The sequence below is a fragment of the Polymorphobacter fuscus genome (assembly GCF_011927825.1).
Taxonomy (GTDB): Bacteria; Pseudomonadota; Alphaproteobacteria; order Sphingomonadales; family Sphingomonadaceae; genus Sandarakinorhabdus; species Sandarakinorhabdus fusca.
In genome coordinates this window covers 431,292-446,167 of the sequence record NZ_JAATJI010000001.1, presented here as the reverse complement: position 1 = coordinate 446,167, position 14,876 = coordinate 431,292, and the positions used below count along the sequence as shown (strand labels likewise).

Annotated in this window: 12 protein-coding genes; 6 read left to right on the top strand and 6 right to left on the bottom strand. The window is 66.1% G+C overall.

Annotated features, from left to right (window positions below):
- Positions 1 to 138: 138 nt before the first annotated feature.
- The 4 genes from GGQ62_RS02160 to rsmA all read left to right on the top strand — a co-directional run bounded on the left by GGQ62_RS02160 (position 139) and on the right by rsmA (position 5,665).
- Positions 139 to 2,322, top strand: coding sequence for an LPS-assembly protein LptD (locus tag GGQ62_RS02160; RefSeq protein ID WP_152576698.1), 2,184 nt, complete (start codon positions 139 to 141; stop codon positions 2,320 to 2,322).
- Positions 2,323 to 2,461: 139 nt separating this feature from the next.
- The gene (locus tag GGQ62_RS02155) at positions 2,462 to 3,808 is read left to right on the top strand and encodes a peptidylprolyl isomerase (protein WP_152576699.1); all 1,347 of its coding nucleotides are present in this window, start codon (positions 2,462 to 2,464) and stop codon (positions 3,806 to 3,808) included.
- Positions 3,808 to 4,815, top strand: a complete 1,008-nt coding sequence (pdxA, locus tag GGQ62_RS02150) for a 4-hydroxythreonine-4-phosphate dehydrogenase PdxA (RefSeq protein ID WP_152576700.1) — start codon at positions 3,808 to 3,810, stop codon at positions 4,813 to 4,815. The genes GGQ62_RS02155 and pdxA overlap by 1 nt, the downstream gene beginning before the upstream one ends.
- A complete protein-coding gene (gene rsmA, locus GGQ62_RS02145; protein ID WP_243446605.1) occupies positions 4,808 to 5,665 on the top strand; it encodes a 16S rRNA (adenine(1518)-N(6)/adenine(1519)-N(6))-dimethyltransferase RsmA in 858 nt (285 codons plus the stop codon). Before pdxA ends, rsmA begins: the two co-directional genes overlap by 8 nt.
- 21 nt (positions 5,666 to 5,686) lie before the next feature.
- On the opposite strand, the gene GGQ62_RS02140 is transcribed toward rsmA, so the two are convergent.
- The 5 genes from GGQ62_RS02140 to GGQ62_RS02120 form a co-directional block, all read right to left on the bottom strand.
- Positions 5,687 to 6,175 carry a tetratricopeptide repeat protein gene (locus GGQ62_RS02140; protein WP_152576701.1) on the bottom strand — a complete coding sequence of 163 codons (489 nt, stop codon included), beginning with the start codon at positions 6,173 to 6,175 and terminating at the stop codon, positions 5,687 to 5,689.
- 29 nt (positions 6,176 to 6,204) lie between these two features.
- Entirely contained in the window at positions 6,205 to 7,413 is a 1,209-nt protein-coding gene (locus tag GGQ62_RS02135) for an RsmB/NOP family class I SAM-dependent RNA methyltransferase (RefSeq protein ID WP_152576702.1), read from the bottom strand.
- Between the two features lie 36 nt (positions 7,414 to 7,449).
- On the bottom strand, positions 7,450 to 8,910 hold the full coding sequence (gene guaB, locus GGQ62_RS02130) for an IMP dehydrogenase (RefSeq protein ID WP_152576703.1): 1,461 nt from the start codon (positions 8,908 to 8,910) through the stop codon (positions 7,450 to 7,452).
- 108 nt (positions 8,911 to 9,018) lie between these two features.
- Positions 9,019 to 10,242 carry a tetratricopeptide repeat protein gene (locus GGQ62_RS02125; protein WP_152576704.1) on the bottom strand — a complete coding sequence of 408 codons (1,224 nt, stop codon included), beginning with the start codon at positions 10,240 to 10,242 and terminating at the stop codon, positions 9,019 to 9,021.
- A 212-nt stretch (positions 10,243 to 10,454) separates the two neighbouring features.
- A complete protein-coding gene (locus tag GGQ62_RS02120; RefSeq protein ID WP_152576705.1) occupies positions 10,455 to 10,790 on the bottom strand; it encodes a hypothetical protein in 336 nt (111 codons plus the stop codon).
- Positions 10,791 to 10,895: 105 nt separating this feature from the next.
- On the opposite strand from GGQ62_RS02120, the gene GGQ62_RS02115 reads away from it, so the two are divergent.
- Both GGQ62_RS02115 and GGQ62_RS02110 read left to right on the top strand, forming a co-directional pair.
- A complete protein-coding gene (locus GGQ62_RS02115) occupies positions 10,896 to 11,573 on the top strand; it encodes a lysoplasmalogenase family protein (RefSeq protein ID WP_167649439.1) in 678 nt (225 codons plus the stop codon).
- Positions 11,570 to 12,166, top strand: a complete 597-nt coding sequence (locus tag GGQ62_RS02110) for a DedA family protein (RefSeq protein WP_152576707.1) — start codon at positions 11,570 to 11,572, stop codon at positions 12,164 to 12,166. Before GGQ62_RS02115 ends, GGQ62_RS02110 begins: the two co-directional genes overlap by 4 nt.
- On the opposite strand, the gene gyrA is transcribed toward GGQ62_RS02110, so the two are convergent.
- Complete coding sequence (gene gyrA / locus GGQ62_RS02105; protein ID WP_167649438.1) at positions 12,153 to 14,834, bottom strand: DNA gyrase subunit A; 2,682 nt, start codon at positions 14,832 to 14,834, stop codon at positions 12,153 to 12,155. The genes GGQ62_RS02110 and gyrA overlap by 14 nt on opposite strands.
- Positions 14,835 to 14,876 lie beyond the last annotated feature (42 nt).

Here is a 14,876-nt window from a genome sequence, read left to right as displayed (position 1 = left end):
AGCTAAGCGCAGCAAGTGCGTCCCGGCCCTCGAAAGCGTCGCTTGTCCCTGCGTCCTGTCCTGCTGGCGACCGCCACCCTGTCTTTTACCATCGGCTTCGCCGCGCCCGGGCGGGCCCAGGCCCCGTCAGGGGTCAGCATGCCCCCTGCCGAATCGCCGGTGGTGATACCGGGCAGCACCGTGCCTTTGCCACGCGACGGTGGTGCTCCCGTCGCCGAGGGCGATGTGATCGGCTTTGCCGCCGATGAAATGCGCTACGACGACCGCGGCCAGATCGTCACGGCGAGCGGCAATGTCCGGTTGAACCGCGACGCCTGGCGGCTGGCGGCCGATGCCATCGAATATAATCAGTTGACGGGGGTCGTCATCGCCACCGGCAACGTCGTTGCGATCGATCCCGAAGGCAACCAGGCGCTCGGCGACCGGATCGAACTGACCGACAGCCTGCGCGACGGCGCCATCGACAACATGCTGCTGGTGCTCAACGACGGCGGCCGCCTGGCAGCAGTCGAGGGGCAGCGCAGCGACCAGGTCTTCAACCTGCGCCGGGCCGTCTACAGCCCCTGCGCGGTTGTGGGTAGCGATGGCTGCCCGCAGACGCCGGCGTGGCAGATCAAGGCGCTGCGCATCAGCTACAACCGCGGCAAGCACCGGCTGTCGTACCGCAACGCCAGCCTCGAGCTGTTCGGTGTGCCGGTGATGTACCTGCCAAGCTTTTCGCATCCCGACGGCGAAGCCAAGCAGGCGAGCGGGCTGCTGCTGCCGGGAATCAAGCTGCAGCGGCAGCTCGGCCTAGGCATCAGCCTGCCCTATCATTTCGCGCTGGCACCCGACCGCGACATCACCGTGACGCCGTGGTTCTATACGGCGGTCAACCCGGCCTTGCAGCTCCAGGGCCGGCGCCTGTTCGCCAAGGGGCCGATCGAGATCGACAGCCTTTTCACCTACACAAGGCTCGGCGATGCCGATGCTAACGGCAACATCGTCGACAAGGGCAACCGGTTTCGCGGCTATTTCGCGCTGAAGGGCAATCTTCAGCATACACCCGAATGGCGATCGCGCTTCTCGGTTCGGCTGACCACCGACGATACGTTCAACCGCCTGTACGGGCTCGGCTTCGACGACATGCTGCGGTCGACCTATGCGCTCGAACGCCAGACCAGCGACAGCTATCTGTCAGTTGCGGCCTGGGCGTTCCAGGGTCTGCGGATCACCGACCGGGCCGGCGAAATCCCGTTCGTGCTGCCACTGATCGACTATGACTGGCGGCCGCGCGACCTGGTCCTTGGCGGCCGGCTGCATTTCGGCGCCAACAGCATGAACCTGTTCCGTACCGACGGGCAGGACGTTGCCCGGGCGCTGGCCTTTGCCCGCTGGGACCGCAGCCTGCTGACGCCGATCGGCCAGCGCGTGACCTTCACCGGGATGATGCGCGGCGATGTCTACCATGTCGACAACGCCGACAAGGCGACGCTGCCCGCCTATGCCGGCGTCGACGGCCTGCGCGCCCGCGCGATCCCGGTGGCAGCAGTCGATGTCGAATGGCCATTCGCCGGCCCCGCATTGGGCGGCACCCAGACGATCACGCCGCGGGTGCAGCTGGTGGCGACGCCGGCGACCCAGAATGCAAATTTCCCGAACGAAGACAGCCGCGCCATCGAGCTGGAAGACATCAACCTGTTCGATCTCAACCGCTTTCCTGGCTATGACAAGTTCGAAAGCGGAACACGTATCACCTATGGCATCGGCTATGCGCTCGATCGGCCCGGCTGGGCGCTGACCAGCGAGATCGGCCAGTCGGTGCGCATTGCCGGCGATGGCAGCGCTTTCCCGGCCGGCAGCGGCCTGTCCGACCAGTTGAGCGACTTCGTCGGGCGAACCAGCCTGAAATATGGTCGATATTTCGAGCTGATCCATCGCTTTCGCGTCGACCGCAGCAACCTCGCCGTGCGACGCAACGAGTTCGATATCCAGATCGGCAGCCCGCAAACCTATGCGACGATCGGCTACATCAAGCTCAATCGCAACATCCTGCTCGAAGATCTTGAAGATCGAGAAGAATTGCGGGCCGGCGGTCGGGTGGCGATTGCCCGCTACTGGTCGGTGTTCGGCTCGGCGATCGTCGACCTGACGACCGCCACCAGCAACCCGCTGACAACCGGCAATGGTTTCGAATTCATCCGCCACCGCATCGGCGCGGAATATGAGGACGAATGTTTCCGCCTCGGCGTCAGCTGGCGCCGCGACTACATCGGCGATCGCGACTTCCGTCCGGGCAACAGTTTCCTCCTCACCCTGGCGTTCAAGACGTCGCCGCGCTGACAGGCGTTTCAGCCGGGATTAACGTTGCCCCGTGCAAGGAGATTTTGCCGCCGGCGCAAGGTTGCGCTAGAGCGACGCTGGAAGGGCACTTTGCGTGTCAACGGCTCGCCATGCTTGCGGTGCCATATCGGAGACTCGAATGCGTTTGAATCGTCGGTTCGCCGTCCTGCTGCTCGCCTCCGCCGTCCCCCTGGCGGCGCCGGTCGGGTCGCAGGAAGCCCCGCGCCAAAGCTTTTCCGCCGAGGACCTGCCCGAGTTGCAGGTGATGGGCGAAACCGATCCGACGCTGCGCAAGGCGCAGGCGATCGTCAACGGCGATGTCATCACCGACACCGATATCGACCAGCGCATGGGGCTGGTGCTCGCTGCCAACAACGGGAATATTTCCGAAGCCGAGCGGCCCCGGCTGCGCCTGCAGGTGATGCGCAACCTGATCGACGAAAAACTGCAACTGCAGGAAGCCGCGAGCAACGACATCAAGATCAGCGAAGCCGAGGTCGACCGGTCGTTCGATCGCGTGGCGCAGAATTTCAAGAAGTCGCCGGCGGCTTTCGAAGCCTATCTGCGCGAGGCCGGATCGTCGCCGGCCGCCATCAAGGGCCAGATCCGCGGCGAAATCGCCTGGAGCCGCGTGCTGCGCCGCAAGGTCGAACCGCTGGTCAACGTCGGCGACGACGAGGTGCAGGCCGTGATCGCCAAGCTCAACGCCGCCAAGGGCAAGGACGAATATCACGTTGGCGAGATCTTCCTGTCGGCGACTCCCGAGACCGAAGCGCAGGTGCTTAACGACGCGGCGCGCATCGTCGGCCAAGTGCGCCAGGGTGCCAGCTTCGTCGCTTATGCCCGCCAGTTTTCCGAAGCGTCGACCGCGGGATTGGGCGGCGACCTCGGCTGGGTCCGCGCTGAACAACTGAACGACGCCGTCGCGCCGATCGTCACCACGCTTACGCCGGGCAACCCGACGGCGGCGGTCAGCGATCCGATCCGCGTGCCCGGCGGCGTCGCGATCATGTCGCTTCTGGGCAAGCGCCAGGTGCTGGCGGGGGACCCGAGCGAAGCGATCCTCAGCCTCAAGCAGATATCGCTGCCGCTGCCGGCCAACACCACCGAGGCGCAGGCGCGCGACATGGTCAAGACCTTCCAGGCCGCAACCTTGACCATGGGCGGATGCGGGGGCGCCGAGGCGATCGCCAGCAAGGTCGGGGCGCAGGTCGCGGTCAACGACGCCATTCGGATGAAGGACCTGCCCGTGCCGCTGCAGAATGTGCTCGGCAACCTGCAGATCGGCCAGGCCACCCCGCCCTTCGGTTCGCAGCAGGAGGGCCTGCGCGTGCTGGTGCTGTGCGGCCGCGACGATAGCGCGGCGCAGGTCAAGGCGCCCAATTTCGAGGAAATCTACGCGCAGATGAATGACGAGCGCGTCAATATGCGGGCGCGCCGTTACCTGCGCGATCTGCGGCGCGATGCGATCGTCGATTATCGTTGATGGACATTTTCCCGACTCCCGCTCCGCTGGCGGTGTCGATCGGTGATCCGGCCGGGATCGGGCCGGAAATCGTCGCGGCAGCCTGGGCCGCGCGCCGGTCCGAGCGGCTTCCGGCATTTTTTGCAATCGGTGACCGCCGCGCACTCGAGGCGGTGTGGGACGGGCCGATCATCACGCTCGGCGCTCCCGGCGAGGCAGCCGCAGCCTTTGATGACGGTCTTCCGCTGGTTCAGGTCGACGATCCGGGCGAAATCATCCCCGGCGATCCCAACCTCGCCGGTGCCCGATGCGCCCTCGACAGCCTGGAAATTGCCGTCGGCCTGGCGCGAAACGGCTTTGCCGGTGGCATCGTCACCGGGCCGGTATCGAAGGCGCAGCTTTATGCCATCGGCTTCAACTATCCGGGGCAAACCGAATTCGTCGCGGAACGCTGCGGGATTTCGGCGAGCAACGCGGTGATGATGCTTGCCGGCCCGACGCTCCGCACGGTGCCGATCACTGTCCATTTGCCACTTGCCGACGTGCCGCGGCTGCTCACCGTCGATCTGATCGTTGCAAAGTCGCGCATCACGGCGCGGGCGCTGATGCGGGATTATGGCATCGAACGGCCGCGCCTGGCCTTTGCCGGGCTCAACCCACATGCCGGCGAAAGCGGCACGCTGGGCCGCGAGGAAGCCGAGATCATCCGGCCCGCGGTCGAGGCGTTGCAGGCCGAGGATATCAACGTGCATGGCCCATTGGCCGCCGATTCGATGTTTCACGCCCCTGCCCGCCGCCATTATGATGCAGCGATGTGCATGTATCACGACCAGGCACTGATCCCGCTGAAAACGCTGCATTTCGACGATGGTGTCAATGTGACCCTGGGTTTGCCGATCGTCCGCACCTCCCCCGACCATGGCACGGCATTCGGCATTGCCGGCAAGGGCCTGGCCAACCCGCGGGCGATGATCGAGGCGATCCGCATGGCGGGCCAGTGCGCGGCGCGGCGGTTGACGAGTGGCTGACCCGGGGCCGGAGGCGCTGCTCACCCTGCCGCCGCTGCGCGACGTCATTGCGCGACATGGGCTCAATGCCAAAAAGTCGCTCGGGCAGAATTTTCTGTTCGACGGCAATCTGCTCGACCGCATTGCCCGGGTGCCGGGGCCGCTTACCGGCGCGACCGTTTATGAAGTCGGACCGGGTCCGGGCGGCCTGACACGTGCGCTGCTGCGCGCCGGCGCGCGCGTCATTGCCGTCGAGCGCGACAGCCGGGCGTTGCCGGCGCTCGCCGAACTGGCAGAGGCCGCTGGTAACGGCAGCAACGGCCCGCGGCTCACCGTGATTGCCGGCGACGCCATGGCGGTGGATGCGGCGACGGTCGCCGGCAACGGCGCACATATCGTTGCAAACCTGCCTTACAATATCGGCACCGCGCTGCTGACCGGTTGGCTCGGCGCGGAGGCCTGGCCGCCATGGTGGGCCAGCTTGACCTTGATGTTCCAGAAGGAGGTTGCGCAGCGGTTGGTCGCGGTGCCCGGCAGCAGCGCCTATGGCCGGCTGTCGGTGCTGGCGCAGTGGCGGACGTCGGCACGGATCGCCTTTACCGTGCCGCCCCGCGCCTTTATTCCGGCGCCCAAGGTGGATTCGGCAGTTGTGCATCTGGTCCCGACGGCGCCGATGGCTGCGGCCAGCGCCGCCAGGCTTTCGGCGCTCACCGCCGCGGCCTTTGGTCAGCGGCGCAAGATGCTCCGCGCCAGCCTGAAGGCGATGCCGGGCGCTCTCGATGCCATGGTCGCGCAGGGCATCAGTGCCGAAGCCCGTGCCGAAACAGTGCCCGTTGCCGCCTTTGCCAGCGCCGCCGCGTTGCTAGCCTGAACCTCGCCGCGCCGACGCCGATCAGTTCTTTGTCGGCGCGGCCTTTGGCGGATCCGCTACGGCCACCACCGGCGCGCTGAGTGCGGCCTGCAGCCGCGCCGCCGCGCTGCAATCGACCTTGCACAATGCCTTGATGCGGGCGAGGTTGACCTGGGCGCGGGCGGTGGCACCGCGCTCGATCAGCGCCTTGCCCTGGCCTTCGAGGGCCGCCAGGTCCGACGGGTTGAGCGCCAGCGCCTCACGATAGTATTTGACAGCCTTCCCGGGCAGGCCGAGCTTTTCATAGCTCTGCGCAATGCCTGTGAAGGCACTGACATTCTTGGGGTCGCTGGCGAGCGCCGCTTCGAAATTGTCGATCGCGCCGCTGGCGTCGCCGCGTGCCAGGGCCGCACGGCCGGCATCGGCCATGCGGACGGATACCGGCTTCAGAATATCGTCACCGGTCGGCGCCGCGCCGGCCGCCGTCGCCATCATCAGTCCGAATATCGCCATTGCCGCGCGCAGGTGCATCACTCTCTCCCGTCCCCCGGCAACGATATCTAGCAGACGCGTTTCAACCTTGCGATGAAGAATCCGTCGCACCCCTGTGCACCTGGTGACAGGGTGGTGCTGGTGACGGGTGACGTCTCGGTCGGGATGCTGAACGGATCGGCAACGAAAGCTGGCGAGCGTGCCAGAAACGCCGCCATCCGCGCCTCTGCCTCGATCGGCAGCAGCGAACAGACGACATAGGTCAGTGTGCCGCCCGGCCGCACCAGTTGCGCGCCGAGTTGCAGCAACCGGTCCTGCTCGGCCGTCAGCTTCGCCAGCCGATCCTGGGTCAGTCGCCAGCGCGCCTCGGGATTGCGTCGCCATGTGCCGGTGCCCGAACAGGGCGCGTCGATCAGCACGCGGTCGGCAGCGCCGGCGAGGTCGGACACCGCCTCCCATTCGCGGCGCGGGTTGAGCAGACGGGTGGTCGCAATCGTCACCCCGGCACGCGCCAGCCGCTGCGGCAGCGCCGACAGTCGGCCACGATCGGTGTCAGTGGCGATCAATGTACCCTGGTCGCCCATGGCGGCTGCGAGCGCCAGCGTCTTGCCCCCCGCCCCCGCACACAGGTCGATCACGACCTCGCCGGGCAGCGCGCCGACAGCGAGCGCGGCCAGTTGCGAGCCTTCGTCCTGAACCTCAATCTTGCCGGCGTGGTAAGCCGGCAGGGTTTCGATATTGAGACCGGCCGGCGCCCGCAAGCCGTCGGGCGCCCATTGCGTTGGCGCGAGGTCGGGCATTTCAATCAGCAACTCGTCGCGGTTGCTGCACAAAATGTTGGCGCGCAGGTCGAGCGGGGCACGCCCGAGCAGCGCTCGCACGGCCTTTGGCGTTGCAGCGCCGAAGCGCTGGCGCAGCTGGTCGAGCTGCCAGCCGGGTGCCAGCGATGGCGTTGCCTCGGGCTCGCCGACGACCAGCGCCAGCGGCGCATGACCTGCCGTATCGGCGGTGCCGCTGAACAGTTCCAGAAGGTCCGGCGCGAGCGCCCGGGCGTGGCCGATAAGCGCGGCGCGACCGCTTTGCGGCGGCGACCCCATGCTGCGGATGACATCGAACACCAGGTCACGAACAGCGCGGCGGTCCTTCGACCCGGCGTAGCGACGTGTGCTGAAATACCGCTGGACGATCGTGTCGGCAGCGGCCCCGCCGGTGTTGGCGGCGGCAATAACCGCGTCGAGACATTCGATCGCTGCCTGGGCCCGCGCGGCCGGCGTCACGACGCTTTCTGCAATGGATTGGTCATGATGGTCCTGTCAGCCTGTCGTTGGATAATTGGGTGCTTCGCGGGTGATCGTCACGTCATGGACATGGCTTTCCCGCAGGCCGGCGTTGGTGATGCGCACGAACTCGGCGCGGGCGCGAAACTCGTCGAGCGTGGCGGCGCCGGTATAACCCATCGCCGCCTTCACGCCGCCGACCAGCTGGTGCAGGACATCGCGAGCAGGCCCCTTGTATGGCACCTGGCCTTCAATGCCCTCTGGAACCAGCTTGAGCTGGTCCTTGATATCCTGCTGGAAATAGCGATCGGCCGAACCGCGCGCCATGGCGGCGACGCTGCCCATGCCGCGATAGCTCTTGTAGGTGCGGCCCTGCCACAGGAACGTGTCGCCGGGAGCTTCCTCCGTGCCAGCAAGGAGGCTACCGACCATGACGGCGGCCGCCCCTGCCGCCAATGCCTTGGCGACGTCCCCCGATGTGCGAAGGCCACCGTCGGCGATGACCGGAATGCCCAGCTTGCGCGCCGCCTCCGCCGTGTCGATGATCGCCGTCAGCTGCGGCACGCCGACCCCGGCCACGACCCGGGTGGTGCAGATCGAACCCGGGCCGATGCCGACCTTGATGCCGTCGGCGCCGGCATCAATGAGCGCGCGCGCCGCCTCGGCCGTGGCGACATTGCCGGCAATGACCTGTGCCGAGTTCGACATTTTCTTGATCCGCGCGACGGCTTCGGAAACCCGATCGCTATGTCCGTGGGCGGTGTCGACGACGATCAGGTCGCACTCTGCGTCGATCAGTGCCTCGGTCCGTTCCTGACCCAGATCGCCGACGGTGGTCGCGGCCGCGACGCGCAACCGGCCGGCGCCATCCTTGGTCGCATTGGGGTAGGTGACGGCGCGTTCGATGTCCTTGACGGTGATGAGGCCGATGCAGCGACCGGCATCATCGACAACCAGCAGCTTTTCGATGCGATTGGTGTGCAGCAGGCGACGGGCATCGCTTTCCGTCGTGCCCGGCCGGACGGTGATGAGATTTTCGTGCGTCATCAGCTCGGCAATCGGCTGATCGGCATTTTCGGCAAAGCGCATGTCGCGGTTGGTGACGATGCCGACCAACCGGCCGCCGGTCTCGACAACGGGAAAGCCCGAGATCTTGTGCCGTGCCATCAGCGCACGGGCGTCGCCCAGCGTCTGGTCTGGGGTCATCGTTACCGGATTGACGACCATGCCGCTTTCGAAACGCTTGACCTGACGGACCGCGTCGGCCTGTTCGGAGACTGTCAGGTTGCGGTGCAGCACACCGATACCGCCCGCCTGGGCCATGACGATCGCCATATCGGCCTCGGTCACAGTGTCCATCGCCGATGACAGGACAGGAATGTTGAGCCGGATGCCGCGCGTCACCTGCGTCGCGGTGTCGGCCATGCTGGGAAGGACGGCCGACGCTGCGGGCACAAGCAGAACGTCGTCAAACGTCAATCCGAGGCGAATGTCCATGATGTGCGCGACTCCAGCAGCAGGCGAGTCGCGCCTCCATAGGCGGTGGGCCGATTTTTGGGAAGGGCGCCGGTGTTCGCACCGACGCCCTCCCGGGCAAGCCCGGCGTCAGGCGCCGGCGTATGCCATCCAATATTGGGCAAGCGCTTCGCGCGCACCGCCCTTGACCTGGCCGAGTACCGTTGCCGCGCCGGCCTTGTCGCCGGACCGCGCCAGTGCGGCACCGAGGCGAAGGTTGACGGTCGACGGATCGACCCCCGCGCCGCCGACGGCCTGTTTGTAAAGCGCTGCGGCCTTGGCGAAATCGCCATAGCCATAATAGGCATCACCGGTGCCCAGGGCCAGCTTGGGGTTGGTCTTGGCGTCCTTCTCGATGCCCGGCAGCGAGGCCTTGTCGGCGGGGATCTTGCTGTTTGCGGACTTCATCATTTCCGAAATCAGCGGCTTGGTCGGGCTGACCATCTTCTTGGCGATGCCTTCGTTGAGCGCATATTGCGCTTCGCCCGGCAGGCCGCGGCCCAGCGCGGTATCGGCATATTCGACAAAGTCGCGCTCGCCGTTCAGCGATCCCGTCGCGGCCTGCAGGCGCAGGAAGTCGAGCGTGGTCTGCTCGTCCAGCTGCGGGAAGCTGTCGCGCGTGATCAGCACGGCGTCGCGCCAGTTGACGGCATTGGGATAGGCCTTGACCAATGCCAGCGCGGCCGGCTGGACAGCGCCCGCCACCTTGCCGTCATAGGCGATCCCGAGCACGCGGCGATACCAGGCTTCCGGTACCGTCGTGCCCGAAGCCTTGGCGCTGGCGATGGCGCGGTTGATGGTTTCCACGGCCTTGCCGTTGACCTTCTGCGCGAAATACAGCTCGCCCAGCGCCACCAGCGCGTCATTGTCGTTGGGGTTCTGCGCGACGATCTGTTCGAACGCCTTGGTCGCGGCGTTGTAGTCCTTGCGCTCGAGGGCGAGCTGGCCGACGTTGCGCAGGAACTTGGGCTGGTCGGCAGCCGACACCCTTCCGCTGGCGAGCATCCGGGTCAGCGCGTCTTCGACAATCTTGTTGTCCTTGGTGGTGATGCCCGAATTGAGCTTCACCGCGGCCGTCATATACTGGTCTTCTGCCGTCGGCGACGGGAAGGCTTCGGCCTCCGCAACCTTGGCAAGCGCACCGGGATGGTCACCGGCGGCCTGCAGCTTCTGGGCTTCGGCAAGCGCCGCCTGGACCGGCTTCGACAACTTCACCGGCTTCGTCGCTTCGGTCTTCTGCGCAATGGCGGGCGCGGCGGCAAAGCCGGCACTCGCCAGCAGGATCGCAGCCAGGCTGCGCGACAGCATCTTCATGAAATCACCTCTCCCAATATACGCCGGGCCCCAAGCCCATCGTCTTGCCAATGCGTCATAATCACTTCGCGGCACTTGGCCAATCGCTCATCTTGCCAATACCCAGGCTGAATGACGGCAAGCTGAACGGCCGCAACGAAAAGGGCCGGACCCGCAATGCGGATCCGGCCCTTTACCGACATCAACCCCCGGCAAGTGCCGGGAAGATATGCTTACTTCTGTGCGTCCTTGACGGCGTCGGCGGCCTTGTCGGCGCCTTCCTTGACGGCGTCGGCGGCGTTCTCGGCACCGGCAGCAGCGGCATCGGTCACGGCGTTGGCACCGGCGGCAGCAGCATCGCCCGTGGCGGCAGCAGCGTCGGCAGCGGCAGCGGTGGCATCGGCGGGCGCCGTCGCGTCGACAGCCGGGGTCGTTTCCGTGGTCGCCATGGCGTCGGCGGGCGCTGCGGTTTCCGTCGTCGTCGTGGTGGTGGTTTCGGCAGCCTTCTCACCGCAAGCGGCGAGCAGGCCGAGGCTGGCCACAGCCGCCAGGGTCAAAGCAGTCTTCATGTTGGAATTCTCCGTCAGTGATTTCGCGCAGTCCCCGCGCGTTTCGCCTGATACAGAGAAACGAGACCGTTGCGAAGCGCAAAGATTCATGCGCCAGACATGTCGATGATTGCGCCACGCCTTTCGTTTGCAGCACCCAGGCTGTTACCCGTTACCCTGCTTGCGGGATCGCTGGCGGCGGGAATTGCCTATCCACTGATCAATGGCCCGGCCGGTATCGCGATCACCGCGCTGGTCAAGGGGCTGGCAGTAGGGCTGCTCGCTGCGGCGGCGACCCGGCTCGCCACCCCACAGCGCTGGTGGCTCGCCGCGATCATGGCCGCCGGCGCTTTAGGCGATGTGCTGCTCAACATCCCCGGCCTTTTCTATGCGGGTGCTGCTGCCTTTGCGCTGGGGCATGGCACCGCCATCCTTTTCTATCGGCGCCATCGGCGCGTGGCGGGCAAGGCCGAGCACCTTGCTGCTGTCGCCATTCTGCTTTGGGGCGCCGCGATGCCGGCGCTAGTATCGCCCGCCGGCACCGCGCTGGCGCCGCTGATGGTCTATTCGGTGCTGCTCTGCGCCATGGCGGCGGCGCTGCTGCTCAGCCGGTTTCCGCGCCTTGCCCTTGTCGGGGCGCTGCTGTTCATCCTGTCCGATATGCTGCTCATCATGCGCATGGGCGGGCACCTGGTTGGCGACGCACAGGCGCATGGCCTGCTGGTCTGGTTCAGCTATTATCTCGGGCAGCTGTTGATCTTTCTCGGTGTCGCCGCCGGGCTTTCCAAGGGCACGGCACGATGATCGGTTTCCTGTCGCAATTGATCGTTCGCGGGGGCTACCCCGGCATCGTTCTGCTCACCTTCATCGAAACGATCTTTCCGCCGCTGCCGTCCGAAGTCTTCATGCCGATGGCCGGCTATGTCGCGGCGCAAGGGGAGATCAGCCTCGTCGGCGCGATCATCGCCGGAACCCTGGGGTCGCTGGCCGGCGCCTGGCTCTGGTACGCCATCGGGCGCGCGATCGGGCTCGGTCGTGCCCGTCAGCTGGCGGCGCGCCATGGTCGCTGGCTGACCCTGCACCCGCGCGACATCGATCGCGCCGTGGACTGGTTCGATCGCTATGGCGGGGCGCTGGTGCTGTTCGGCCGGATGGTGCCGGCCATCCGCTCGGTGGTCTCGGTGCCGGCCGGCATCGCCCATATGCCGGCGTGGCGCTTTCTGCTGCTGTCGGGGCTCGGCAGCCTGATCTGGACCAGCCTGTTGATGACCGCCGGTTTCTGGCTGGGCAAGGATTACGGCCGCGTCGCCGCCTGGGCCGACCCGCTGTCCACCGTCGTCGTCGGTGTCATGGTGATCGTGTATGTCGTCCGGCTGGTGCGGTTCAGGCCGGACTGACGGCCTCGCCCTCCGCATCATCGTCGTCGCCCGGGATCAGTGCGGCCGACACGACATGTTCATTGTCCGCCACCTTGAACAGGGTGACACCTTGGGTGCCGCGCCCCATGATGCGGATGTCGTTGATGCCCATGCGGATCAGCTTGGCCTGGTCGGTCACCAGCATCAGCTGGTCATCGGGGCCGACCGGCATGGAGGCGACGACATGGCCGTTACGCGCCGAGGCATCGATATTGACGATCCCCTGCCCGCCGCGGCCGGTACGGCGATATTCGAACGCCGATGACCGCTTGCCATAGCCGTTCGAGGTGACGGTCAGGATGAATTGTTCCGCCGCGGCGAATTGCGCATGCCGGGTTTCGGACAGGATCGGTTCCAGCCCCTCCCCCTTCCACGGCGCCGCCTTCAGATAATCCTCGCGCTCCTCGCTGGTCGCATCGAAGCGCTTGAGCACGGCCATGGAAATGACCTCGTCGCCCTCAGGCAGCGACATGCCGCGCACGCCGGTCGACGTCCGCGAGACGAATTCGCGGACATCATCGGCGGCAAAACGGATCGCCTTGCCCGACCGCGCCGCGAGGAACACGTCATCCCCTTCATCGCACAGCGCGACCCCGATCAAGCGGTCCGCGTCGCCATCTTCGAACCGGATCGCCAGCTTGCCGGCGGTCGGCACATTGGTGAAGGCGTCCATGCTGTTGCGCCGCACGCTGCCATGGGCGGTGGCGAACATCACGTTGAGACGGCCCCATTCGGTCTCGTCCTCGGGCAACGGCAGCACGGTGGTGATGGTTTCCCCCTCGCCAAGCGGCAGCAGGTTGTTGAGGCTGCGCCCCTTGGCCTGCGGGCTGCCGACCGGCAGGCGCCAGACCTTCTGGCGATACACCTTGCCGGCGCTGGAAAAGAACAGCACCGGATTGTGGGTGCTGGTGACGAAGATGTTGGTGATGACATCCTCGTCCTTGGTCGCCATGCCCGACCGGCCCTTGCCGCCACGTTTCTGGGCGCGATATTCGGCGAGGGCGACACGCTTGATCCATCCCGAATGGGTGACGGTGACGACCATGTCCTCGCGCTCGATCAGGTCTTCGTCGTCGAGATCGTCGCCGGCCGCAATCAGTTCCGACCGGCGCTTGGTCGAGAATTTGTCGGACACTTCCTCGATCTCGGCGCGCAAGACGGCATAAAGCTTGACGCGATCCGCCAGGATTTCGAGCAGGCCGGTGATGGCGACCGCGAGTTCCTGCAGTTCCTCGCCGATCTCCTCACGGCCAAGCGCCGTCAACTTTGACAGTCGCAGGTCGAGGATCGCCTTCACCTGCGCGTCGGTCAGCCGGATCGTGGCGGCATCGGCGGCATAGTCGCCGGCTTCGACCAGTTCGAGATACGGCCGGACTTCGGTCGCGTCCCAATCGCGCGCCAGCAGCTGTTCGCGCGCCGCCGCCGCATTGGCAGAGGCGCGAATGACGCGCACCACTTCATCGAGGTTGCTGACCGCAATCACCAGCCCGATCAACACATGCGCCCGCTCGCGCGCCTTGGCGAGCTCGAACTTGGAACGCCGGGTGATGACCTCCTCGCGGAACTGCACAAAGGCCTGGATGATGTCGCGCAGGCCCATCAATTCCGGGCGGCCGCCGCGGATGGCGAGCATGTTGATGCTGAACGTCTGTTGCGCCGGTGTGTGGCGATAGACCTGGTTCAGCACGACCTCGGGCGTCGCGTCGCGCTTCAACTCCATGACGATGCGAACGCCTTCGCGGTTCGATTCGTCGCGCAGGTCGGATACGCCCTCGATACGCTTGTCCTTGACCGCTTCGGCGATCTTTTCGACGAGCGCGTTCTTGCCCTGCTGGAAGGGAATTTCGGTCAGCACGAGGCTGCGCTTTTCGCCCCGCCCTTCCTCGACGATCGACCGGGAGCGCATGATGATCGTGCCGCGGCCGGTTTCATAGGCGGTGCGCAGACCGGTGGTGCCGACGATCAGCGCGCCGGTGGGAAAGTCCGGCGCCGGCAGATATTTCATCAGCTCGTCGACACTGATCGTCTGGTCGTCGAGCCAGGCGCGCACCGCGTCGATGACCTCGCCCAGATTGTGCGGCGGAATGTTGGTCGCCATGCCGACGGCAATGCCGCCGGCGCCATTGACGAGCAGGTTCGGAAAGCGCGCCGGCAGGACGGCGGGCTCATGCTCCGACCCGTCATAGTTGGCGATGAAATCGACGGTGTCCTTGTCGATATCGGCGAGCAAGGCTTCGGCCGAGCGCGCCAGCCGCGCCTCGGTATAACGCATCGCGGCGGGCGCATCGGGATCCATCGATCCGAAATTGCCCTGGCCGTCGATCAGCGGCAGCCGCAGCGACCAATCCTGGGTCATGCGCGCCAGTGCGTCATAGATCGAGCTGTCGCCGTGCGGGTGATATTTACCCATCACGTCACCGACGATGCGCGCCGATTTGCGATAGGGCTTGCCGGCGGTGAAGCCGCTTTCGTGCGCGCCCCACAGGATGCGCCGATGCACGGGTTTCAGCCCATCGCGCACATCGGGCAGCGCGCGGGCGACGATGACCGACATGGCATAATCGAGAAAGCTCGTCCGCATCTCGGTAACGATCGAGATCGGCTGAATATCGGGAGCGCCCGCAGGCGGCGAAATCACGGAATCCATTTGGTTTTTTCTGCGCCTTCAACGGGCTGTCGCGGATGTGTC

What these genes read in the sequence shown, in the direction of transcription:
- GGQ62_RS02155 (WP_152576699.1), top strand. Translation starts at nt 2,462, where the DNA reads ATGCGTTTGAATCGTCGGTTCGCCGTCCTGCTGCTCGCCTCCGCCGTC.
- gyrA (WP_167649438.1), bottom strand. Translation starts at nt 14,834, where the DNA reads ATGGATTCCGTGATTTCGCCGCCTGCGGGCGCTCCCGATATTCAGCCG.
- pdxA (WP_152576700.1), top strand. Translation starts at nt 3,808, where the DNA reads ATGGACATTTTCCCGACTCCCGCTCCGCTGGCGGTGTCGATCGGTGAT.
- GGQ62_RS02160 (WP_152576698.1), top strand. Translation starts at nt 139, where the DNA reads ATGCCCCCTGCCGAATCGCCGGTGGTGATACCGGGCAGCACCGTGCCT.
- GGQ62_RS02115 (WP_167649439.1), top strand. Translation starts at nt 10,896, where the DNA reads ATGATTGCGCCACGCCTTTCGTTTGCAGCACCCAGGCTGTTACCCGTT.
- GGQ62_RS02140 (WP_152576701.1), bottom strand. Translation starts at nt 6,175, where the DNA reads ATGCACCTGCGCGCGGCAATGGCGATATTCGGACTGATGATGGCGACG.
- GGQ62_RS02120 (WP_152576705.1), bottom strand. Translation starts at nt 10,790, where the DNA reads ATGAAGACTGCTTTGACCCTGGCGGCTGTGGCCAGCCTCGGCCTGCTC.
- GGQ62_RS02125 (WP_152576704.1), bottom strand. Translation starts at nt 10,242, where the DNA reads ATGAAGATGCTGTCGCGCAGCCTGGCTGCGATCCTGCTGGCGAGTGCC.
- GGQ62_RS02110 (WP_152576707.1), top strand. Translation starts at nt 11,570, where the DNA reads ATGATCGGTTTCCTGTCGCAATTGATCGTTCGCGGGGGCTACCCCGGC.
- guaB (WP_152576703.1), bottom strand. Translation starts at nt 8,910, where the DNA reads ATGGACATTCGCCTCGGATTGACGTTTGACGACGTTCTGCTTGTGCCC.